The 23,246-nt window shown below is 43.2% G+C and carries 23 protein-coding genes; 17 read left to right on the top strand and 6 right to left on the bottom strand.

Features of this window, described 5'->3' with window-relative positions; translation table 11 throughout:
• Positions 1 to 21: 21 nt before the first annotated feature.
• Entirely contained in the window at positions 22 to 333 is a 312-nt protein-coding gene (locus J8Z24_RS14980; RefSeq protein ID WP_502934633.1) for a helix-turn-helix domain-containing protein, read from the bottom strand.
• Positions 334 to 552: 219 nt separating this feature from the next.
• Here J8Z24_RS14980 and J8Z24_RS14975 point away from each other — a divergent pair, with 219 nt between their 5' ends.
• The gene (locus J8Z24_RS14975; protein ID WP_125253768.1) at positions 553 to 786 is read left to right on the top strand and encodes a hypothetical protein; all 234 of its coding nucleotides are present in this window, start codon (positions 553 to 555) and stop codon (positions 784 to 786) included.
• An 85-nt stretch (positions 787 to 871) separates the two neighbouring features.
• Here the strand turns inward: J8Z24_RS14975 and J8Z24_RS14970 are convergent, their stop codons facing one another.
• From J8Z24_RS14970 to J8Z24_RS14960, 3 genes are all read right to left on the bottom strand, one after another.
• A complete protein-coding gene (locus tag J8Z24_RS14970; protein ID WP_502934632.1) occupies positions 872 to 1,324 on the bottom strand; it encodes a DUF3299 domain-containing protein in 453 nt (150 codons plus the stop codon).
• A gap of 64 nt (positions 1,325 to 1,388) precedes the next feature.
• Positions 1,389 to 2,756: an ABC transporter permease gene (locus J8Z24_RS14965; protein ID WP_252094918.1), complete on the bottom strand. Its 1,368-nt coding sequence runs from the start codon at positions 2,754 to 2,756 to the stop codon at positions 1,389 to 1,391.
• Positions 2,746 to 3,441 (bottom strand): ABC transporter ATP-binding protein, encoded by a 696-nt coding sequence (locus J8Z24_RS14960; protein WP_125253771.1) that lies wholly within the window; start codon positions 3,439 to 3,441, stop codon positions 2,746 to 2,748. Before J8Z24_RS14960 ends, J8Z24_RS14965 begins: the two co-directional genes overlap by 11 nt.
• A gap of 188 nt (positions 3,442 to 3,629) precedes the next feature.
• On the opposite strand from J8Z24_RS14960, the gene J8Z24_RS14955 reads away from it, so the two are divergent.
• From J8Z24_RS14955 to J8Z24_RS14925, 7 genes are all read left to right on the top strand, one after another.
• The gene (locus tag J8Z24_RS14955) at positions 3,630 to 4,730 is read left to right on the top strand and encodes a phosphoribosylaminoimidazolesuccinocarboxamide synthase (protein ID WP_125253772.1); all 1,101 of its coding nucleotides are present in this window, start codon (positions 3,630 to 3,632) and stop codon (positions 4,728 to 4,730) included.
• 123 nt (positions 4,731 to 4,853) lie between these two features.
• Positions 4,854 to 5,483, top strand: a complete 630-nt coding sequence (locus J8Z24_RS14950; protein WP_252094917.1) for a methylamine utilization protein — start codon at positions 4,854 to 4,856, stop codon at positions 5,481 to 5,483.
• Complete coding sequence (locus J8Z24_RS14945) at positions 5,480 to 7,816, top strand: bifunctional diguanylate cyclase/phosphodiesterase (protein WP_252094916.1); 2,337 nt, start codon at positions 5,480 to 5,482, stop codon at positions 7,814 to 7,816. The genes J8Z24_RS14950 and J8Z24_RS14945 overlap by 4 nt, the downstream gene beginning before the upstream one ends.
• A complete protein-coding gene (locus J8Z24_RS14940; RefSeq protein ID WP_252094915.1) occupies positions 7,803 to 8,630 on the top strand; it encodes a DUF3034 family protein in 828 nt (275 codons plus the stop codon). The genes J8Z24_RS14945 and J8Z24_RS14940 overlap by 14 nt, the downstream gene beginning before the upstream one ends.
• Positions 8,631 to 9,050, top strand: coding sequence for a group I truncated hemoglobin (locus J8Z24_RS14935; protein ID WP_252094914.1), 420 nt, complete (start codon positions 8,631 to 8,633; stop codon positions 9,048 to 9,050).
• A gap of 263 nt (positions 9,051 to 9,313) precedes the next feature.
• Positions 9,314 to 9,715 carry an FAD synthase family protein gene (locus J8Z24_RS14930; RefSeq protein ID WP_128732025.1) on the top strand — a complete coding sequence of 134 codons (402 nt, stop codon included), beginning with the start codon at positions 9,314 to 9,316 and terminating at the stop codon, positions 9,713 to 9,715.
• A gap of 2 nt (positions 9,716 to 9,717) precedes the next feature.
• A complete protein-coding gene (locus J8Z24_RS14925) occupies positions 9,718 to 10,572 on the top strand; it encodes a sulfurtransferase (protein ID WP_252094913.1) in 855 nt (284 codons plus the stop codon).
• Between the two features lie 323 nt (positions 10,573 to 10,895).
• On the opposite strand, the gene J8Z24_RS14920 is transcribed toward J8Z24_RS14925, so the two are convergent.
• Positions 10,896 to 11,864, bottom strand: coding sequence for a class 1 fructose-bisphosphatase (locus J8Z24_RS14920; RefSeq protein WP_252094912.1), 969 nt, complete (start codon positions 11,862 to 11,864; stop codon positions 10,896 to 10,898).
• 154 nt (positions 11,865 to 12,018) lie between these two features.
• Between J8Z24_RS14920 and J8Z24_RS14915 the strand changes: the two genes are divergently transcribed.
• Complete coding sequence (locus J8Z24_RS14915; RefSeq protein ID WP_252094911.1) at positions 12,019 to 14,442, top strand: zinc-dependent metalloprotease; 2,424 nt, start codon at positions 12,019 to 12,021, stop codon at positions 14,440 to 14,442.
• 330 nt (positions 14,443 to 14,772) lie between these two features.
• Complete coding sequence (locus tag J8Z24_RS14910) at positions 14,773 to 14,958, top strand: hypothetical protein (RefSeq protein WP_125253781.1); 186 nt, start codon at positions 14,773 to 14,775, stop codon at positions 14,956 to 14,958.
• A gap of 223 nt (positions 14,959 to 15,181) precedes the next feature.
• Here the strand turns inward: J8Z24_RS14910 and argE are convergent, their stop codons facing one another.
• Positions 15,182 to 16,330 carry an acetylornithine deacetylase gene (gene argE / locus J8Z24_RS14905; RefSeq protein ID WP_252094910.1) on the bottom strand — a complete coding sequence of 383 codons (1,149 nt, stop codon included), beginning with the start codon at positions 16,328 to 16,330 and terminating at the stop codon, positions 15,182 to 15,184.
• A gap of 175 nt (positions 16,331 to 16,505) precedes the next feature.
• Between argE and argC the strand changes: the two genes are divergently transcribed.
• The 7 genes from argC (at position 16,506) to J8Z24_RS14870 (ending at position 23,234) form a co-directional block, all read left to right on the top strand.
• Complete coding sequence (argC, locus tag J8Z24_RS14900) at positions 16,506 to 17,516, top strand: N-acetyl-gamma-glutamyl-phosphate reductase (protein ID WP_252095641.1); 1,011 nt, start codon at positions 16,506 to 16,508, stop codon at positions 17,514 to 17,516.
• Positions 17,513 to 18,292: an acetylglutamate kinase gene (argB, locus tag J8Z24_RS14895; RefSeq protein WP_125253784.1), complete on the top strand. Its 780-nt coding sequence runs from the start codon at positions 17,513 to 17,515 to the stop codon at positions 18,290 to 18,292. The genes argC and argB overlap by 4 nt, the downstream gene beginning before the upstream one ends.
• 10 nt (positions 18,293 to 18,302) lie before the next feature.
• Complete coding sequence (locus tag J8Z24_RS14890; protein WP_125253785.1) at positions 18,303 to 19,223, top strand: ornithine carbamoyltransferase; 921 nt, start codon at positions 18,303 to 18,305, stop codon at positions 19,221 to 19,223.
• 10 nt (positions 19,224 to 19,233) lie between these two features.
• A complete protein-coding gene (locus J8Z24_RS14885; RefSeq protein ID WP_252094909.1) occupies positions 19,234 to 20,445 on the top strand; it encodes an argininosuccinate synthase in 1,212 nt (403 codons plus the stop codon).
• A 14-nt stretch (positions 20,446 to 20,459) separates the two neighbouring features.
• A complete protein-coding gene (argH, locus tag J8Z24_RS14880) occupies positions 20,460 to 22,325 on the top strand; it encodes an argininosuccinate lyase (protein WP_147389883.1) in 1,866 nt (621 codons plus the stop codon).
• A gap of 176 nt (positions 22,326 to 22,501) precedes the next feature.
• Positions 22,502 to 22,660: a hypothetical protein gene (locus tag J8Z24_RS14875; RefSeq protein ID WP_167508256.1), complete on the top strand. Its 159-nt coding sequence runs from the start codon at positions 22,502 to 22,504 to the stop codon at positions 22,658 to 22,660.
• Between the two features lie 37 nt (positions 22,661 to 22,697).
• Positions 22,698 to 23,234, top strand: a complete 537-nt coding sequence (locus J8Z24_RS14870) for a hypothetical protein (RefSeq protein WP_147389882.1) — start codon at positions 22,698 to 22,700, stop codon at positions 23,232 to 23,234.
• The last annotated feature ends 12 nt before the right edge of the window (positions 23,235 to 23,246 follow it).

Below are 23,246 nucleotides of genomic sequence, written 5' to 3'. Positions count from 1 at the left end.
GTCAGCTGATAATATGACTACTTACTCTTTCTTTGCAGTAGGAGAAGTCGGGCTTTTGCGTCTTAGCTGAGAGTCACTAATTAAGTTCCTTAAAGCTTGAAACTGTTTGATTATGGGAGAAAGGTCAATATCACAATACCTACACCAAACTTGAAAGTGATCCCACGGTATTCGACTCACACCATTTTCATAGTTTTCGTAGGTTTGGCGGCTAATACCTACAAGATCAGCCATTTGCTGCGTGGTTTTTTGGGCAGCAAGACGCATTCTTCTGAGGTCGTCACCGTTATATTTAAAATAGGGATTGCCCACCAATATAGTCCTTTCTTGTATGGGGGAGTATGCTCAATGCCACCCAAGTTACTTTTATGTGTAATATTTGTTAACTGCAAATTGTAATCAATAAAAATGTTTCTGCAAGAGGAAATTAATTTGTGAGCAGATCTATTGGTTTTCATTTAGTTAATATAAAAATTGATTCGACAAGATTTTTTTGCAAGGCCTTTGATACTGTTTTATGACGTTAATAATAGTGTAACAACAGAGGATGATATGGACTATCTACGTCAATATAACGACCTGAATATTCTTTATGTGGCACTGAAAAAAGCAAGCCACAATGACCCGAAAACATCAGACACCACCGCGAAGTGGTTTTCACTGGTGGAAAGTACGTTATTTGAATTACAAGAACTGGCACACATGGAAAAAGCGTATATGCAGAAATCACGCTCAATGAACAATCTAGTTGAACTGGTATATGCCAGCGCACCGAGTACGGAATAGCGCGATAAAGCACCGTTTGCAGTGGTAAGAGTGCCAATCAAGCTAGAGTATGGGTTGGCACTCTTTTTTATTGTTTATAGCTTTGTTACAACTCAAACGGTGCGACGCCTTTGGCTTCCATCATATAGCCGGTTTGCGCTATGTCGCCTTTCCATGTTGAAACTTTAATAACGCCACTGACTGTGATTGCATCATACAAGCTTTCGATGGGAACACCGTTTTTAATTTTGACATGCACAATTTGATTGGGCGGTGGCGGTGGCACATGAATACAAGCGCCAAAGTAAGGTACGAGTAAAAACTCGGTGATCACTTCGCTGTCACCTTCAAGTGGTACCACAAAGCCTGGTAAGCTTACTAGTTGACCGTCCAACTCTTTAACGACAGGGGCGTCTAAATCGGGCTGGATCCAGTTTTGTTCAGCGCCTTCATGGCTTGCCGCATCTTGATTACTAATTTGTACATGCCCTTTTGGAATTAAGTCTTCCCAAAACAGTTCTTTCGGTGGAGCTGCCTTTGCGGCACCACTGAGTATCATCGCTGTGATACATGCAATAAAATAAAAAACGTGAGTACGTGCGTTTAACTGCATTTTTTTCCTCTTAGGTTTTAATTTGCATGCCATCGGCAAGCGAGTAAAAGTAAGCGCGGGCGGCGGGAATCGCGCCAATCAGTGTACCTGCGCCTATAATAACGCTAAGTAACGTGAGTTCATAGGCTGAGAGTGGGCTGAAACTGAGCACTACCCCAAATTGGCTTTGCAGAGCCGATTGTGCAGCAATGAGCAGAGCGTAGAAAAGTGCAACACCAAAAATACAACCTAGCACAGTAATTAAAATTGCTTCGCTGACAAGCAGGGTAAAAATATGCCAAGGTCGCGCCCCTACGGAGCGCAGAATAGCCAACTCCCGACGTCTTTGGTTTAAGGTGGCCAATAGGGAGGTCAACATACCAAGTAAGCTTATCAATACAACTGCGAGCGTGATAAGTAGCAAAATTTTCTCGACAATATCTAGCATTGCCCATAATTCTCTTAATGTTACCCCTGGCATGATAGCGAGTAGAGGTTCATCTTTATATAAATTAATATTTCTGCGCACTTGTAAGGTATAAAGAGGTGACTCAAAGCCCAGTAAAAATGCCGTAATTTGTTTGGTTGAACCAATTAAATCACCAGGTGTTGAATTGAGGTTGTGCAGTAAGGCGCTATTGTTTGTACTACCATGCTCATGCTCATGCTCATGCTCATGCTCATGCTCATGCTCATGCTCATGCTCATCGTCGTGGTTTGCGGTGTGCTGTGGTCGTGAAATCTGGCGCGATGTTTTGCTGTGTCCTGTGCTGTGCATCTTTTCTATTGCACTGAGTGGCACATGTAGCGTTTTATCTACCGGTGTGCCAGTCGCAGCCAAAATACCAGAAATAACCAGCGGGTTGTCATCGTGGTGATGGAAACTGGTGTTGCCCATCCCATGAGAAATAACAATTTTTTGTCCCAGCTTGTATCCTAGTTGCTTAGCAACTGTTGCCCCAAGCACCACTTCTTGAGGATTATGAAATGCGCGGCCAGCTTTAAAGGTAAGGTGCTGTTTTTTGCCGTATTGGTAATGTTTGAAGTAATTGTCATCTGTGCCTAGTACAGCAAAGCCTTTGTGGCTGTCACCTAAGCTTATCGGAATGCTCCAAGCGACGCCACGTTGCGCCTTTATATATTCGTAGCTTTGCCATTGTACGGCGTTGTTGGCATGGCCAATTCTAAATACGCTTGAAAGGAGCAATTGAATGTCACCAGTACGTGCACCTACAATTAAGTCGGTACCAGAAATGGTATTTGCAAAGCTAGACTTTGCGTCTTGGCGTACACGCTCTACTGCAAGCAGTAACATCACACTAATGGCAATGGTGACTAGGGTGAGGGTGACACTGGCTTTCCTATTTAGTGTACTTTTCCATGCAAGCTTAATTAGCATACTGAGCTCCTTGATTTAATTCACTCAGACTGAGCTGCCTATTAAATAAGGGAGCTAAACTCTTATCGTGGCTAACAAAGAGAATAGATGCGCTGTAAACGGCAGCTTGATTAAAAAGCAATTTGATAAAGCCATCACGGCTATCGGCATCGAGTGCCGAGGTTGGCTCATCAGCAATAATTATCTCGGGTCTACCAATAAAGGCGCGAGCTGCGGCTACTCGCTGTTGCTGGCCAATACTCAGCTCTGCGACACTGCGCTGTTGGGTATGTTCGTCAATCCCAAGCTCAGTGAGTAAAAGTTTGGCTTCTTGCTCAAGGGTTTTATTTTGCGATGTGATACTTTGCTTACGCTTTTTGGAAAACTCACAGCCAAGGGTGACGTTCTCAATAGGAGATAAATAAGGCAATAAATTGAAGCTTTGAAAAATAGTGCCAATATGGTCAGCTCTGAACTTATCACGTTGACTACGGCTAAGTGTGCTGGCTTTGGTGCCTGCTATCTCAATCATGCCTTGTTGGCAATCTAAAGTACCTGCAATCAAGCCAAGTAACGTGGATTTACCACTGCCACTTGGGCCATGTAAAAACACGTGTTCTCCTCGGGCGATATTAAGCATAGGTATATTTAATACCGGCTTGCTCGCTGTAGGCCAAGTAAACTGTAAGTGTGTAATGGTGAGCATAATGTCTCTGTACTGGCAAACAATAGTGTGATGGTATAACAGCCGTCTGCAAAGCAAAACCCCGTTAAGCCCAACTACAAGGATGCAAGTTAAATTGTGATTTTTGTTCAGCTCGACTATTATAGCGCCCCTAACCCCCTCATTATTTTGTGCCCTTTAGCAAGGCACATCCTGTCATCGGAGTAACAATGAGTAGCTACAAAGTTTTAGACGTCAATGACGATCTTCCAATTCGCACTAAAGGTGCGGTTCACAGCGGTAAAGTACGTTCAGTTTATTGGTTAACCGACGCCGACAGTGCGCGTTTAATTGAAGAAAAAGGCTATGATGTTCCGGCCGGTACAGAATTGGCAATCATGGTGATCTCAGATCGTATTTCAGCATTTGATTGTATCTGGCAAGGCGAAAATGGCCTTAATGGTGTCCCAGGTAAAGGGATTGCGCTCAATAGTGTTGCGGCGCATTGGTTCTCCTTATTTAATGAAGCGGGCCTTGCGGGTAACCATATTGTCGATATTCCACATCCTTATGTTTGGATTGTACGTAAAGCCAGTACAGTAAGAGTTGAGGCGATAGCGCGCCGATATATTACTGGCAGCATGTGGCGTGACTATGCCAAAGGAGTTCGGTCGTTTTGTGGCTTGCAGCTACCTGAAGGTTTAGAAGCCAATCAGAAGCTGGATGATGTTTTGATTACACCGTCAACGAAAGGGATCATCAAAGGAGTCGCTGATGTACCGGAAGTGGATGACGTGAATATTTCTCGTCAAAACATTGAAGATAACCTTAGTGCATTTAACTTCAAATCAGCCGCTGATGTGGATAAGTACGAACAGTTGCTCACTGAAGGCTTTACTCTGATCAGCAACGAGCTGGAAAAGCTTGATCAGATCTTTGTCGATACCAAGTTCGAGTTTGGCTATGTTGAAGACAAAGACGGCCAAGCGCGCTTAATTTATATCGACGAAGTTGGTACGCCTGACTCATCTCGCATTTGGGATGGGCCTGCTTACCGTGATGGTAAGATAGTTGAAAACTCAAAAGAAGGGTTCCGCCAACTCCTGATAAACAATGTGCCTGACAGCGATGTATTACTAAATAAAGATCGTATGCCAGAGCGTGAAGCACTTGCCCGTGATTATTTGTTGCCAGAAGCGGTAATGATGTCTGTGAGCGAAACTTACGTGGGTATTGCCAGTAAAATTGTTGGCCGTGAGTTAGTCATTCCAACAGATCCACGTCAAGAAGTCATTGATATTCTTGATAAGCACTACGGTCTTATCAAATAACTTTCACACACCAATTTGTTTGCCTTAATAACAAGTTTATTAAGGCAGATTTTCTTATTTGCTTGCTTTTCGAGGCAAGGTCTCTTTTACTTAACCTAATTATTACGATTAATAGAGCTGCTGATGCGTGCCTTTCTTTTGCCTCAATTTTGGCTATTGCTGCTATGCGCTTTGACTAGTCGCGTCGTGGCGGCTACGCAGTTGCGGATTGTTGATGAAAACGGTATGTCGCTTCAGCATGCCGTTGTTGAATTGGAATCGTCAGCAGCACAACCAATCGCAAACAACATCGCTATTATGGATCAGATCGATAAGGCCTTTGTGCCCTTTGTGTTAGCAATTCAACCAGGGCAAGAGGTTAGCTTCCCAAATAGCGATGATATTCGTCATCACGTTTATTCATTTTCACAAACCAAGCCATTTGAACTAAAACTTTACTCTGGTACGCCAAATCAACCACTTATGTTTGAAAAAGCAGGAATAGTAGTGTTAGGTTGTAATATCCATGATTCAATGGTGGGCTATATTTATGTCGCTGAACAGCCGGTATTGATAACGGATGCACAAGGCTTGGTTAATTTACCAGACAATATTGATACCGTGATGGTATGGCATCCTTATCAAACTAAAGACATCGATAAAAAACAAACTGTTCAGATCGAAAGCAAAAATAGTCAGATATCGATAACAATTGAAATAACCACTCCAGTGCCACGCAATACGTTTGGGGCGCGCTTCGGGCAGCATGAATGAACAATAGTTTTAAACATAAAATAATCAGTCTATGTATTGCGCTTATTTTGTTAACCGCAGGAATAAGCTTGGCAAGTTTTTGGTGGTCTACAAGTAAATTTAATGAAGCTCAAGTACAACGAAAAATCCAAGTCGCACAAAATGTGTATCAACAGTACTTGAAAGCAAGAGAGCGCCTGCTGGTTACTGCTGCGACGGTACTGACAGCTGACTTTGGTTTTAAGCAGGCTGTTGCAACACGAGATGCACAAACAATAAGTAGCGTATTACTCAATCACTCCCGCAGAATAGACGCTGATCTGATGCTGTTGCTAGATGTTAATGGTGATCTTATCTCTGCAAATGCTCAAGGTATAGAGGTACCAAGCGATATTCGCACTTGGATGCAAGTACTGAAAAATCATCAAGATCACTCCGCTTTCGTAGTGTTGAGTGAGCAGCTTTATCAAGTCATCATTTTACCTGTTCGTGCGCCAAGAACGATCGCATATTCAGTAATAGGGTTTGAAGTTGGTAAATCTGTTGCTGAGGAATTAAAAGAACTCACAGGTATGGAGAGTAGTTTTGTTGGTGCGACTGACAAGCTCAAAGCCAGCTCTGTTGCTGGTTTGTCCCTCGGAAGTGATCTCTTTGCTTTTCTTGAGTCGCAAAAGACAACTCGATGGCTTGGCGAGTATGCGGTTTATAAAAGCGCCGAAGTGAATTTACCATCACTGGAGAGTAATCCCATTAGTTTAGTGTTAAGTGCAGACCTAACGACGCAATATCAAGAGTTCGATAAAATGGTGTTTACTATTATATTGCTCTCCACAGCTACTATTTTACTCGGCTTTATTACCAGCGGCATTGTTGCAAAAAACCTTACTACACCACTTAGTAAGCTAACTGAGCTTGCTAAGCGATTTGCTAAAGGCGACTACTCAGCCAAGCTAGAAGAGTCTCGTCCAACACAAGAGATATGCCAGTTGGTTGATGCCTTTAATGGGATGGGTGAAGATATTCAAGAGCGTGAAGAGCAAATTCGATTCCAAGCAAGTCATGACTACCTAACCGGCTTTTATAATCGCAATGCCGCATTGGATAAGTTACATAAAGTACTTGCAGGTGGTACTGAATATTATTTTATCGCCATAGACATAAAAGGGCTACGTCATATTAATGACAAGTTAGGGCCTCGTGTTGGAGACGATTGTATCAAAGCCGTAGCGCAGCGCATTGCAGAGATAAATGCTTCTGACACAGGGTTGAATGTGCGTTTAGGAGGCGATGAGTTTTTAGTTGCCCATCAAGCGCAAGCGTGTGAAGACCCACAGCAAGCTGTATTAGGTATTGTGCAGTGTGCACAGCGGTTAAATCAAGACTTGAGTCAGCCCTATATGGTACAAGGACTGGATATTTCTCTTCGCTTTAGTATTGGCGTAGTGCATTATCCCAAACAAGCACATACCCCAGAAGATGTAGTGCGTCGTGCCTTGATTGCGGTAGATACAGCAGCACATGATGGTCATGAAGTTTACTATTATCAGTCAGGTGAGGATGAAGCTCACCTAGAGCGGTTGCAAATCATTGACGAGTTGAGACAAGCAATCAACAGTGATGATGGTCAATTGTTTATGACATATCAGCCAAAACTCAATATGAAAAGCAATCGCATTGATAAAGTTGAAGCACTGATCCGGTGGCAGCGTAACAATGGTGAATGGGTATCTCCTGAACTGTTTATTGATTTGGCCGAGCAGTCGGGGCTAATTGTAGATTTGACTCAGTGGGTACTCAATACCGTAATAGCGCAGGTCTCTAATTGGAGCAGACAAGGTGAGCATATAAAAGCAGCCATCAATGTATCGGCTCAAGACATTATCGATAAAGATTTTCTACCACATTTACAATCATTGCTACAGCGTCATAAGGTGCAGCCTGAGCTTATCACTATTGAGCTTACGGAGCGTGACATGATAGAAAACGAAGAAAAAGGCATTTCGGTTTTGCAAGCGCTTAAGCGTTTAGGTGTACAGGTTTCACTCGATGATTACGGTGTTGGCCAAACGTCGCTTGGGCGACTTAAAATGTTGCCAATAGATGAATTGAAACTCGATAAGGTATTCATTTTAAAATTGGCACAGTCTGAAAAAGACCAATTTATTGTAAACTCAACCATTACGCTTGGGCATCAACTTGGTTTTAGTGTGGTGGCAGAGGGAGTAGAAGACAAAGCATCACTTGAGCTATTAGCAGATATGCAGTGCGACTACGCACAGGGCTATTATTTAAGTAAACCGCTTAAGGCTGACGACTTTGACTTATGGTTAGGAAGGTATCATGAGGTGGGGTGAGCTTGCCATTATCACCTTGTTATTTGGGACACCAGCCTATGGCGCAGTGGGTAAGCTGCTTGCTACTCCTGGGGTGTCACAAATTGAGGGAAGTGCAGGTGGTGGTATTGTGCCTTGGGCACAACTTGCTGGTTATGCTTCGCAAGATGAGTGGTCAGTTAGTGGTTTTTGCAGTCGAGCTAGTTTGAAAAATTATCAGCTCGATGTCTGTGGAGTACAGGCCAATTTATTCAACCGAGTAGAGTTAAGTTTTGCTCGGCAAAATTTCGATGTTGACGCCCTCAACCTAGATATTGAACAAGATATTGTAGGTGCGAAGGTACGCTTATATGGCGACATTATTTATAGTAAATACCCGCAATTGAGTATTGGTGCTGCGCACAAATCTTTAGATGATGCTTTGGTTGCAGACTTGCTCGGTGCTAAAGATTATGTGGGGACGGATTATTATATCGCCGCAAGTAAACTGCACTTGGGCGCTATTGCAGGTTATAACTGGTTTTGGAATGTCACTTTGAGGCACTCCCGGGCGAACCAACTCGGCATTTTAGGTTATGGCGGGGTAAGTAACAGCTCCCCATGGCAGCTTGAAGCCAGCAGCGCTATATTTTTATCAAGGCAGTGGGCGATCGGCGCAGAATATCGTCAGAAGTCAAATAACCTTGGCCTTGGAGAGTCAGATTGGAAAGACTTGTTCGTTGCTTGGTTTCCCAATAAGTCTGTTAATGTAACTGCGGCTTGGCTAGATCTTGGTAAGATTGCAGGACAACCAACTCAAACTGGGTGGTATCTATCATTTACGGGATATTTTTAAATGCAGTGGCCAGCATTAATAGTGCTAGTGATACTATTAACAGCATGTAGTACTTCGACTTCATCGTCTTCATTATATGAGCAAATAGGGGGCAGCGCTGGTACTGAGAAGCTAGTCGACGCCTTTATTCAGCAGGTTGGCAATGATGAGCTGATTTTGCCATATTTCACAGACACTAACGTGAGACATTTCCGGCAAGGTTTTATTAATCACCTTTGCGATACCTTAGATGGCCCCTGTCGTTATGAAGGTGACAATATGGTGCAGATCCACACTGGCATGCGTATTAGCGAAGCGGACTTTAATCGTGTGGTTGACTTGTTAATCAATGCTATGAATGAAGTTGGCATACCACAAAGGGTGCAAAATCAAATTTTGGCACGCTTGGCACCGCTGCGTGGTGATATTATTTACCTCTGAAGCCAGTTATGACTCAGTAGCACGTTGATTAGACAAAGTTAAACTCAGGCGTGGCTTAATAACAATATATCACCTCGTTCTTGATTCAAACCTCATGTTATTGAGCAAAAAAGCTGAATTCTTTAGGGGATTTCTGTACTCTTAATGGTATTAATCCAAAGTGTAGTCATAGCCTATACTCATTTATCGGTATGATGTTTGATACGCATAATACCAATTCACTTAACTAAGATAATTGGTATAACTTGTAGAAGAGAGTTAGTTTGAAAAAAGTCATCACATTCGGCACCTTTGATATTTTCCACGTTGGCCATGTAAACATTCTAGAACGTGCACGTGCGCTTGGTGATTACCTTATTGTCGGGATTTCATCAGATGAGTTGAATTTCTCTAAAAAAGGTAGAAACCCAGTTTACTCTATTGCTGAACGCTTAAAAATAATCAGCTCTTTACGGTTTGTTGATGAAGTGTTTGTTGAGGAGTCTTTGGAGTTAAAAGCGCAGTATCTACGAGACTTTGATGCTGATGTACTGGTAATGGGCGATGACTGGAAGGGGAAGTTTGATATTTATAAGGATATTTGTGATGTAGTGTATCTAGAGCGCACCCCTTCTATATCAACAACCGAGATTATTGAAGTGGTACGTCAGCCTAGGGACAACTAATCATGAAACATGCGGTGGATGTAACTTGGCTTTTTGCTAATTTAGCGCGCGTAAAGGTACTTGATGCGGGCATCGTTAAACCCGGTCAGCAGGGGCCATACCAACCACACGCAAAGATCCAAGGTGCGCTACGGTTTGATATTAGTGGTGCACTGTGTGCCGAACAAGCTAAAACGCCGAATATGTGCTGTAGTGCCGCTCAGTTTCAGGCAGAAATGCGCCAGCTTGGCATTAACCATGATGATGTGCTGGTGGTGTACGATGATAAAGGCATGTTTAGTGCGGCAAGAGCATGGTATATGCTCAAAAAAATGGGGCATGAGCAAGTTTTTGTACTAGATGGCGGACTTCCTGCTTGGTGTGAAAAGCAGTATCCAACCTGCCAATCCTACCTGATGCCAGCGATAGCTGGAGACTTTGTCGCAAACTTCGATGATAGTGCATTTATTGATAAAGATGCTGTGATTGCCAATATACCATCACAACAAAGCCTATTGATTGACGCCAGAGGCGCGAAGCGATTTTCTGGAGATGAGCCGGAGCCCCGTGCAGATATGCGCAGCGGTCATGTGCCTAAAAGTAAAAACCTACCATACACGCGTTTGTTAAACGCCGATGGCTGCTTTAAACCACTCACTGAGCTTGAAATGTTATATGGCGACTTATCAAAAAATAAGACTAAGCCTCTGATATTCTCTTGTGGTTCAGGTGTTACAGCTTGTATTTTAGCACTGGTGGCTGACGAGCTAGGTTACCAACAGTTGACGGTATATGACGGCTCGTGGAGTGAATGGGGCGCTGATCCCGATGTCCCAGTTGAAACAGGCGAAAGTACTAGTCATACCAATTTGACTTAATACTTGCTCAATTTGAAGGAGTAAATCTGACGCTAACTGCGTTAAAAATTTCTCATTTAGAACAACTAAATAGCAAAATTTTTGCCTTGCCTATATGGATGTAGGTACCTTAGCGATAGCAGGACGCGGTAGCGGAGTTATCGACAAGATTTTCCCGCCTCAAAATAGACCACTTAATTAAGCTAATTGGTATTAACCTAAACTGGATATCACGTCTGATGAGAGGGATGTTACACTTTTGAGCTGGAAAAATGTCACCTCATGTAGGGTGGGATCGTTGGTTGAAAAAGGGCACCACTACATGGCCCCTTTTTCGTTCTCAATTACTTGTGATAAGCAAGGCAAGCTTCAACTTCGTTCTTCGATCCTAAAATAACACCAACGCGCTGGTGTATTTCTTCAGGTTGAATATCCAAAATACGCTCACGGCCAGTATGTGCAATACCACCAGCTTGCTCGATAAGCATCGCCATAGGGTTTGCTTCGTAAAGCAAGCGAAGTTTAAACGGTTTGTTAGGATCTTTACGATCTTCTGGGTAGGTGAATAGGCCACCACGACATAATACACGGTGAACATCTCCTACCATTGCTGCTATCCAGCGCATATTGAAGTTTTTACCGCGAGGTCCGGTTTCTCCTGCAAGCAAATCCTCAATGTAGTTTTGCATAGGAGGTGTCCAATGGCGTTGATTGGAAGCGTTAATGGCAAACTCTTTTGTGTCCTCTGGTATCTCAGCGAAATCTTGCGTTAACAAGAAGCTTCCGTGGGTCTTATCTAGCGTGAATAGGCGTGTACCTTTACCTGTGGAAAGCGCTAGCATAGTCGATGGGCCGTACAATACGTAACCCGCTGCGACTTGTTTATGGCCAGGCTGCATGAAAATTGCAGGATCGCCTGGATCAGAACCCTCTGGTGCTTCCATAATTGAGAAAATTGTACCAACTAGTGAATTAATGTCAGTATTTGAAGAGCCATCGAGCGGGTCAAAGGCAACAATATACTTAGCGTTAGGATCACCTGCCACCGTGAAGTCTTCCTCTTCAGAAGCAATGGCTTTTACATATCCAGACTCAAGCAAAATATCTTTTAAGAGTTGATTTGACAATACATCGAGTTTCTTTTGAGTTTCACCTTGGATATTTTCATCAAGGGTAGAGCCAAGTACGCCTGAGAGTGCACCTTGACCAACTCGGAACGATATTTCTTTACATGCCGCGAGAATGGTACGGATAAGAGATACCAACTCACGAGAACAACCATCTTCTACTAACACCGGAGGGAGTCTACGCATTTTTTAAGTCCTGATTACTTTGTGTTTATAGCAATAAATAATGTGAGAGGTGCTATAAACTGCGCTGTAATTCGTCTTGAAAGGCTGTAAATTGTATACGATTTCAGATACAACTGGGGTTAAGCCTCAAAACCATAAATAACAAAGAGCAGCCATGAGCAAAATAAAGTACTTCACTCACACTGTGTCGGCTTTGTTGTTGTGTATGATAACTCATGCACACGCAGCAATTAAGCCTATAGATGAATTTACTGCCAGTTTTAATCATCACCCCGGTTTTTACGCCTTTTACAGTGACGCTTCAAGCGGCAAGTTATATTTAGACATCGACAAGTTTGATGCACCCTTCTTACTACAGCATAGCTTACCCTACGGCATTGGTTCTAATGATATTGGTTTAGATAGAGGCCAGTTAGGTGGCACCCACCTTGTTCAGTTTGAACGCTTTGGTGATAAAGTCATGCTTCGTGCGATAAATACGTATTATCGTGCTAGTGCCAATAATGAAGCGGAAAAACAAAGTGTGAAAGAGGCCTTTGCCTCAAGCATACTGCATGGGTTTAAAGTCGTCGCTGAGGATAACGACAGTGTACTGATAGACTATACCCCTTATTTACTTAGTGATGTGCATGGGGTTTCTCGTACGCTTGCTAGGCGAAACCAAGGCACGTTTTCCCTAGACAGCAGCCGCAGCGCAGTATTTATGCCACGCTCAAAGGCATTTATAAAAAATACGGAACTGGAGGCTGTGCTGACTTTTACAGGTAATAAGCCTGGAGAGTATGTTCGTCAAGTCAGTGCAGATCCTCACGCGCTCACCGTACATCAACACCACTCTTTGATTGAGCTTCCCGATGACAATTATCAGCCGCGGGCATTTCATCCGCAATCGGGTTACTGGAGTATTGAGCATAAAGATTACTCTGCACCACTTGGAGAGTCGATGCTAGTGCGCTACATTCCGCGCCATCGTTTAGAGAAAAAAGATCCAACTGCGCCAGTATCAGAAGCGGTAAAACCAATCGTATATTACCTAGACCCAGGCGTACCTGAGCCGGTGAGAACCGCATTACTTGATGGTGCAAAGTGGTGGGATCAAGCATTTGAAGCTGCGGGCTATAAAAATGCTTTTCAGGTCAAAATCTTGCCTGAGCATGCTGATCCCATGGATATTCGCTACAACGTGATCCAATGGGTGCATCGTGCGACGCGAGGCTGGTCATACGGCGCATCGGTGATCGACCCACGTACCGGTGAAATTTTAAAAGGGCATGTTACGCTAGGCTCGTTGCGTGTGCGCCAAGATATCCTTATTGCAGAGGCTCTTTCTGCGCCATTTGTTGAAGGAAATGAGACCACCAAGCGGTTACATGCGATGGCACTGGAGCGTATCCGTCAACTCAGTGCTCACGAAATAGGCCACACTTTGGGGATTGCGCACAATTTCTCTGCATCGGTAAAAGACCGAGCATCTGTGATGGATTACCCTCATCCACTGGTAAGTTTTGAAAATGGCAAGTTAGATGTGACCCAAGGTTATGCCAAAGGAATGGGCGCATGGGACACGCAGGTTATTAAATATGGTTACAGTGACTTTCGCGGTGCCGATGAGGCCACTGAGCTTGCTGCCATCCTAGCTGAAAATAAAGCGCTGGAGCTGGAGTTTATTTCGGACTCAGATGCCAGGGCTAAAGGCGGTGCACACCCCACAGCTCACCTTTGGGACAATGGCGCAGATCCTGCTGCTGAGCTACGGCGAGTACTAGAGGTACGTCAACAAGCCTTGGATACTTTTGGAATTAACAGCATTAAAAAAGGAGTTGCGCTGTCACAGTTAGAAGAAAGACTCGTGCCGCTTTATTTATTCCATCGCTATCAAGTTGAAGCTGCGGTTAAACTTATCGCGGGGGTAGACTATGACTATGAAGTACGTGGTGAAGAGGTAATAAAAGGAGCGCAAGTCGTTGACAAGGCACGGCAACAAAGTGCAACAAACGCACTATTGGACACGCTTTCATCTGATACCTTGGCTATCGCGGAGTCGATTTTAGCTTTGATCCCACCCAAAGCTTATGGAGAATATAAAACTCGCGAGAGTATCAAAGGTCGCACAGGGCTAACCCTAGATGCTATGGCGCTTCCAGAGGTTGCTGCACAGCATAGTCTAGATTTATTGTTACATCCTCAACGTTTAAACCGCCTCGCACAACAACATGCGCGCGACCCTGAATCTTTTGGCACACAGGCGCTACTAGATTCAATGTATACACGCGTATTTGAGCAATCAGAGAGTGCAGGTATGAGACAAAAACTAAAGCAAAGGGTGCAATATCTAAGCGCGGTGAAACTGGTGACACTAAGTCAAAGTGATAAGGTCGCTCCTGAAGTGCAAGCGCAACTAAAGTTTTATTTAGCAAAAATAGCGAACGCGTTTAGCCACTCATCGGTGTTTAACGACGTATCATTTGATAAGGCGTTTAGGCATATGCTGGCTGAGCAAATAAACCAGTATCTACGTTCAGGTGAATGGAGCGGGCACTTTAAAACACTCGATATGCCACCAGGCTCACCAATCTAATATACAACCTTCACCATAGGTGGTTTTCACTTTGCTTGAACTTGGATTAATAACATGCTCTTTAGTCGTTGTTTGTTTGAGTTCAAGCCTTACTGCTTGAATATAGAACTGTGCACTTTTTTAGTGTTATTGAAAGCTAAATTATCAACAAAAAAGAAATTATTTATTGACAATAGTACCTTTTTTGGTAATTTCAAATGACTGCTATTTAGGCTTGTATGGGTACAAACTCAATTTAGCAGACATAATTAGGCCAGTTTTATTATTTCGTTAAGTGATAACATTGGCTGTATTCTGAGATATTGGATTATTTCAACAGGAAAATTGAAAATGAAACTAAACCTAAATAAAAAAAGCATCAAAAATCTATCTCGTGATAACAAAGCGCTACCTGTAAACGCAACTCCAGCTATTGCCGGTGGTGTAGCAACTAACCTATGTAACAGCGATGGTTTACGTTGCGACAGACCGACTACATACACTATGTCTATTGTGATTTGTAAAACTGAAATGTAAGCCTATTCAGTAATCAGGTAAACCTGAACTCAGGTTGCTACTGATATAGAAAAACCTCGTCAAAATATGGCGAGGTTTTTTAGTATCTACTGTTAGCGATAGCAGAGCGCGGCTATCGGCAATACTTTCTCGCCTCAAAATAGACCACTCAATAAAGATAAAGGATATAAACCCAATATTTATCCAAATCTTAAGATGGTTATATACCCTCTCTTTATGACTTCTATAAAAAGCAACTCTCTTTAATCAAACGTGTCAGTATCGCTTGGCTGGGCTGAATTTTTTCCATTGCTAGAAATTCATTTGGTTGGTGTGCTTGGTTAATAGAGCCTGGCCCCATCACAATGGTTTCGCAGCCAAGTTGCTGCAAAAATGGTGCTTCAGTACAGTAGTTAACCGCAATCGCTTGCTGCCCTGATATGCGCTCAGCCATCTTGACCAGCGCAGAGTCTGTCGAGCCAGTAAACGCGGGAATAGGGTCATGCATATCCATAACCGAAACACAGTGTGAATAGCGAGCGTTAATGGGCGCAACTGCATCTATCAACATGCCTTGTAGCTCTTTAATACTCAATCCAGGTAAAGGGCGTATATCAATATGTAATTCGCAGCAGCCACAAATACGGTTTGCATTATCGCCACCATGGATGTGCCCAAGGTTTAGAGTTGGATAGGGAATTGCGAAATGTTTTATTGAATATTTATTCTTTAATTCTTCTCTTAACTTTAATAAATTTGCAATTACTTGGTGCATGATCTCAATGGCATTTAGGCCCCGTTCAGGGTCTGAACTATGCCCTGAACGACCAACAATACGAATGGCGCTGGTCATATGCCCCTTATGAGTAAAGACGGGCACCATATCGGTAGGTTCACCAATCACACAGCGTGCAGGTCTTAGGTTGGGGTGTTTAGCGATAGCCTGTGCACCAGCCATGGTTGTTTCTTCATCAGCGGTAGCTAAAATCATGATTGGTGCACATTGCTCACACTCATCTAATTCACCAATAGCGCTTAATACAAAGGCAAAAAAACCTTTCATATCAATACTGCCAAGGCCATAAAGTTTATTGTCTTCCATGCTCAATTTAAATGGATCAAATTGCCATCGACTTTCATCAAATGGAACGGTATCGGTATGTCCCGCTAACATTAAGCCGCCATCACCACTACCTCGTCTTGCAATCAGGTTGTACTTACCTTTTGCCTGTTCAAGTTCCGTCACTTCAACTGTAAACCCTAACGTTTCGCACCACTGTGCGAGTAGCTGGATCACATTCCGATTGCTCATGTTTAGACTTTCTTCTAATGCACTGATAGATGGCGCTGCGATCAGCTGTTGGTACATGTCCATAAAAGCGGGAAGTTTCATAAAAATTCCTAAAATACTTATTCAAAGTTCTTGCATAAAAATATAAAGGTGTTTAAAGTGAATATCAATTCACTTTTTTAGCATAAATATATTTAGGGGCAGCAATGCGACGATTTGACTTCAACACTTAGAAAAAACAATTCCAATTAAACTTTTTAATCTTGAGAGTACTATGTTGAATGTATCTATAATCGGAGCGAGCGGCTACAGTGGTGCTGAGCTTGCTAAGCTGGTTGCCAGACACCCTGAATTTTCCCTTACGCACTGCTTTGTGTCTGAACAAAGCACAGATAAACACAAACTCATCAGCGAGTTATATCCAGAACATACAGGCTTGTTAGATATTGAGCTTGAACCACTAAATCAGCAAGCATTTTCGCTCATTGAACAATCTACAGATTACGTTTGTTTGTGCACTGACCATAAGGTAAGCGTGGAGCTTGCTCCGGTGTTTTTACAAATGGGAAAGCGAGTATTTGATCTTTCTGGTGGTTACCGCTTATCTGACAATGAGGATTATGAAACCTACTACGGCTTTTCTCATCCATATCAAGACTGGCTAACACAAGCGCAATATGGCTTAGCTGAATGGTATGGCGATGCGATTAAAGCGGCGAAGTTGGTGGCCGTTGCTGGTTGTTACCCAACCGCTGCGCTCAATGCACTCAAACCATTACAACAGGCTGACTTGATATCAGCGCAGCCTGTGATCATCAACGCTGTTTCTGGTGTAACAGGTGCTGGTAGAAAGGCGAATGTTACAAGTCATTTTTGTGAGGTATCACTCGCACCATACGGTTTGTTTACGCACAGACATACCCCCGAAATTGAGAAATATCTAAGTCATCCAGTGTTGTTTACGCCGCATTTAGGAAATTTTAAGCGTGGTATCTTAGAAACAATCTACGTCACTCTGAAGGAAAATGTCACTCCAAATCAAGTCAATGCTGCTTACCAGGTGCTGGCTGATGAACCACTTATTAGACTAAAGGCAGGTCAACTTCCATCAATTAAAGCTGTTGAAAATCAGCCTTTTGTTGATATTGGTTGGCAACAAAAAGGCAATCAGCTGATCGTGGTGGTGGCAATTGACAACTTGCTTAAAGGAGCGGCAGGGCAAGCGTTACAGTGCATGAACTTGGCGGCGGGGTTGGATCATTATCAAGGTTTAGGAATATCAGCATGAGCAAACAAACTTGGGTGATTAAACTCGGTGGTGCGGTGCTGAATCAATCAGGTGCAGCGCAAGCATTATTTTTAGCCATTAAACAAATTCAACAAAGTGCACCACATAAACAGTTTGTAATTGTTCATGGTGGTGGGGCATTAGTTGACAAATGGTTAGCAGATGCCGGGTTTGCTACGGCAAAACATCAAGGTCTGCGCATAAGCCCACAAGAGCAAATGCCTTATATTGTTGGTGCGCTTGCTGGCTGTGCAAACAAGCAACTGATGGCAGATGCCATAACGGCGCAGCTTAACCCTGTCGGGTTGTGCTTGTACGATGCTGGGTTTACGACCACTCAAAAACTAAAAGCACTAGGCCGTGTCGGTACATGTGAAGCGACCGCTGGAGGGATGCTTGAAGCTATATTGGAGTTCGACAAGTTACCAGTGGTGAGTTCAGTGGGTATTGGTGTTGATGGTCATTTGTACAATGTCAATGCTGATGAAGCAGCCGCTGCAATTGCCAATAAACTGGGGGCTGAACTTATTTTGATGACGGATGTTGCTGCGGTACTGGATGAAAACAAACAGCCACTAAATCAGCTCAACGCAGAACAAATTACTACGTTAATCGCACAAAAGGTCATTGTGGGCGGGATGGAGGTCAAAGTTAAGACCAGTCTTCACGCTGCCCAACACTTACGACGAGGTGTGTACATCTCTAGCTGGAAAAAGCCAGAAAACTTAATTGCACTGCTCAATGGTGAGCATGTGGGTACACAAATACTTCCGTAGGATCAAAACCATGACAAAACACTTTTTAACCGGTTTGGAATTAGATCAAGCCAAAGTAATCGCGTTGCTGAAACTTGCAAAAAATATAAAGGATCATCCACAAGAATATAACCAAGTCCTTGCCGGGAAATCTATCGTTACCTTATTTGAAAAACCGAGTTTAAGAACTCGACTTTCGTTTGATATTGGTATCCACAAATTAGGAGGTCATGCCGTTTATCTTGACCAGCAAAATGGCGCCATGGGAGCGCGTGAGTCTGTAAAAGATTTTGCCTTAAACATCGCAACATGGGCTGATGGATTAGTTGCTCGAGTCAATCATCACAGTACGCTTGAAACATTGGCGGAGTTTTCATCTGTTCCTGTAGTCAATAGCTTGTGCGATCTTTACCACCCATGCCAAGCTTTAGCTGACTTTCTTACCTTGTTTGAAACCTATCAGGATGTCAGCCAAATCAAAATTGCTTACCTTGGTGAGGGGAATAACGTTACTCACTCGTTGATGCTGCTTGCAGCGACATTAGGTAGTGACTTTGTTGCTGTATGTCCAAAAGGCCATTCTCCTGATGCCCAAATTGTTAAACAAGCAGAGCAGATTGCTGCGGTAAATGGGGCATCTGTATTAGTCAGTGACCGAGTGGAAGCGGCAGCTGGGGCAAATGTACTCTACGCTGACACTTGGGTATCAATGGGAAATCAGACACCACTTGAGCAAGTTAAAGACACATTTATGCCCTACCAAATCAATCAGCAATTGCTGGAGGCTTGCGGTGCACAAACTGTGCTGCATTGTCAGCCTGCCCACCGTGAGTTTGAAATTACGTCTGAAGTAATGGATGGGCCAAAGTCAAAAATTATTCAACAAGCAGAAAACCGTATGCATGCGCAAAATGCACTGTTGGTATCGCTGTTTAACAAAGATTACGTTTGAGGTGAGAAACATGAGCAAGATTAATAAGGTTGTACTGGCTTATTCGGGTGGTTTAGATACATCAGCGATTGTCCCTTGGTTAAAAGAAAACTATGGGTGTGAAGTAGTTGCATTCGTTGCGGATGTCGGTCAAGGCGAAGAAGAGCTTGCCGGAGTGGAGCAAAAGGCAATCGCGTCAGGTGCATCTGCTTGTTATGTCGTCGACCTAAAAGAAGAAATGGTTAGCGACTATATTTATCCAACGTTGAAAACAGGCGCAACCTACGAAGGTACTTATTTGCTTGGTACCTCAATGGCTCGTCCTATTATCGCAAAAGCACAAGTGGAGGTTGCACGCAAAGTTGGCGCTGATGCTTTAGCTCATGGCTGCACCGGTAAGGGGAATGATCAAGTGCGATTTGAGTCTTGTTTTTCTGCCCTTGCCCCTGATCTTAAAGTGATTGCACCGTGGCGTGAATGGTCATTATCAAGTCGAGAGTCGTTACTCGATTACTTGGCCGAGCGAAATATTCCTTGTGCTGCCTCTGCCACTAAAATTTATAGCCGTGATGCCAATGCGTGGCACATTTCCCATGAAGGGGGGGAATTAGAAGATCCGTGGAATGAACCAAGTTCACAAGTGTGGACTATGACAAACTCCCCTGAAGCGGCACCAGATAAGCCTGAATATGTGTCATTATTAGTCGAAAAAGGGGAGATCACAGCGGTTAACGGTGAGCGTTACTCTCCATATCAATGCTTAGTGAAACTCAATGAGGTTGCGGCGCCGCATGGTGTCGGTCGGGTCGATATTATTGAAAACCGATTAGTTGGTATGAAATCTCGTGGTTGCTATGAAACACCGGGAGGCACAGTGATGATGGCTGCTTTACAAGCCATAGATGAGCTAGTTCTAGATAAATCATGCCGTAAATGGAAAGCCAGCTTGAGTGAGGAGTTTGCACATCTCGTTTATGACGGTCGTTGGTTTACGCCTCTCAAAGACTCTATTTTGGCAGCGGCTGAATCATTCGCACAACAAGCAACAGGGGAAGTGGTACTTAAGCTTTATAAAGGCCATGTGCAGGCCGTTCAAAAGCAGTCAATAAATAGCTTGTACAGCGAGGACTTCGCAACCTTTGGTGAGGATGACGTGTATGACCAATCACATGCTGAAGGCTTTATTCGTCTTTTCTCTCTGTCTAGCCGTATTTCGGCATTAAACAAACTAAAACAGCAATAAATTAGGAGCATAAAATGGCATTATGGGGCGGCCGTTTTTCATCAGGTCCTGATGAAGCATTTAAGCAATTTAATGATTCTTTGCCATTTGACTATCAGTTGGCAGAACAAGATATTGTTGGTTCTATCGCTTGGGCTGGAGCACTGAAGCAGGTTGACATATTAAGTGAAGGTGAGCACCAGCAGATTGTTTCAGCACTTAAGCTACTGTTGGATGAGGTGCTTGCTGATCCTCATAGCGTTGCAAGGGCTGGATATGAAGATATTCATTCGTATGTTGAAGCTAAACTAATCGACAAAGTTGGCGATTTAGGTAAAAAGCTGCACACAGGGCGAAGCCGTAATGATCAGGTAGCGACTGATTTTAGATTGTGGAGTCGAAAAACGGCGCAGCAGCTACTAAATGCGTTGAGCGGGCTTAAACAGGCACTAGTCACGCTGGCTGAGCAAGAGTTAGGTACCATTTTGCCAGGTTATACTCATTTGCAGCGTGCACAGCCAGTTTTATTTAGTCATTGGTGTATGGCGTATGTAGAAATGATTGAGCGAGATGAGTCACGGCTGCATGATGCTTTAGATCGCTTGAACGTGTGCCCTTTAGGCTCAGGCGCACTAGCTGGCACTGCGTATCCCATTGACCGTCAAGCACTGGCGGTCAACCTTGGGTTTAGAGAAGCTGCTCGCAATAGTTTAGATGCGGTATCTGACCGGGACTTTGTCGTTGAGTTGCTAAGCTGTGCTTCTATCTCAATGATACATTTATCCCGTTTTTCTGAAGATTTGATTTTTTACAATTCTGGTGAGTCAGGGTTTATAGAGCTGGCGGATAGTGTAACTTCAGGCTCATCTCTTATGCCTCAAAAAAAGAACCCTGACGCATTGGAGTTAATCCGTGGCAAAACGGGGCGAGTTTTTGGTGCATTCAGTGCCATGATGATGACATTAAAAGCACTACCACTTGCATACAATAAAGATATGCAGGAAGACAAAGAAGGTTTATTTGATGCCATGCCGACTTGGCTTGCCTGTATTCATATGGCTGAAGCGTGTGTAAAAGGCATTAAAGTCAATGGTGACAAAACGCTTGCAGCAGCCAAAGGAGGACATGCTAACGCAACTGAGCTGGCTGACTATCTTGTTGCTAAAGGGATCCCCTTTAGAGAAGGTCATCATATTGTTGGGGAGTTAGTGCAGTTAGCAATTAGCAAAGGACAAAATCTTGAGAACTTGAGTATCGAAGAGTTTCAGCAGGTATGTTCAGTGATCGAAAAAGATGTATATCCTGTACTTGAAATTGACGCATGTATTGCCGCCCGCCAAGCATTAGGCGGCACTTCTTTGCCGCAAGTGACAAAAGCGATTAAAGCGGCAAAAAAAAAGCGAAAAATTCAAGTTCGTGATGCCAATTTAGATGATGTCGAAGCGATAGCGGAGCTTATACAGTACTGGGCAAAGGTGGGGGAAAACCTACCTCGAGCCAAGAGTGACATGATCCATAGTATTAATGAGTTTGCAGTGACTGAAGTTGACGGCAAAGTGACAGGATGTGCATCGTTATATATCTATGACACTGGGCTTGCTGAGATCCGCTCTTTGGGGGTGAATCCCAATTGCAATGTGAAGGGGCAAGGTCAAAGGTTGGTTGAGCACTTATTAGAGAAAGCCAAAAAGTTGGCGCTTAATCGGATAATCGTACTCACTAGAGTGCCAGGTTTTTTCACAAAGCAAGGTTTTAATAACTGTACTAAAGACAGTTTGCCTGAAAAAGTCATGAAGGATTGCGAGCTGTGCTTGCGAAAAGATAATTGTGATGAAATTGCTATGGATTTCATTATAAAACAATCATCTAGCTTAAGTATTCCATGTAAATTTGTGGCTTAATAGTCATCAGGTATTGGGTAAGGGCGCGCATTATCTGGCGCGTTTTTTATAAGTTGACTTGTTTTATGTTAATTTTGTGTGAATGTTGGCATGTTGTGTGCTTGATATTTCCTGATAATTTTGTAGACGACTCTGTTTAGGAGTTGAATTGATATTTTGTATTTTTGAGGGAAATCATGAAAAAAGCCATCTTAGCTAGAAAAAACCAAGCAAAAACAACTAGTCAAGTAAAGTTACTTTCTGATAAGGTAATTTTAACTGAGTCTGTTTTAGGTAAAGTATCAGGTGCTCGCGGCGGTGGCGGTATTCTTATTAAGGATCCAAGATTCTGCTAATGTATAGAAAGAAGTCGAGTCCTGATCAAAATAATCTATGTATTTTGATCTTACAAAAATTGGTATCTTCTTTGACTCGATAGTGGTGGTCGGTCTTGTGACCGGCTTCCTATTAAACTTACTGTTTTTTTTACTGAAGATAAAAGATAACCTTTCTTTAATTGTTACCAGTGGCATTGTTGCGCTGTCTTACTTGGGTAGTAACGTTTTCCTTGATTTAACCCAAGCTGATCACACTCTCTATCTACTGTGGTTTTTTTATGACCTACTTACCATTGTTTTATTAATCGGGATAAATTATAAGCTGAAAGTACCATGGTGTACTGCGCTGCACTATGTCTTTTTGTTTCTAGCGATTAACTCGCTACTTTATTTGGGGTTATATATAGATTTAGGGGTATTTGAGACCCGCGAGCAGTGGTGGTTTTGGAGTGTTTATTCCGTTGCTGTGTTGGTTTGTGATTGCGCGATTGTCATTACTTTGATTATTGATAAAGATTGGCTTGGGCTGAAAAAGCTAATGGCCAGAATAAACCGACTTGGTATGCCTGATTACGCGAATGAAAATAAATGAGCGGCTTTAGCC

This window comes from Pseudoalteromonas sp. SCSIO 43201, from assembly GCF_023716725.1.
In the GTDB taxonomy this organism is placed as follows: domain Bacteria; phylum Pseudomonadota; class Gammaproteobacteria; order Enterobacterales; family Alteromonadaceae; genus Pseudoalteromonas; species Pseudoalteromonas peptidolytica.
The sequence above is the reverse complement of the archived record's forward strand: the minus strand, read 5'-3'. Positions and strand labels throughout refer to the sequence as shown.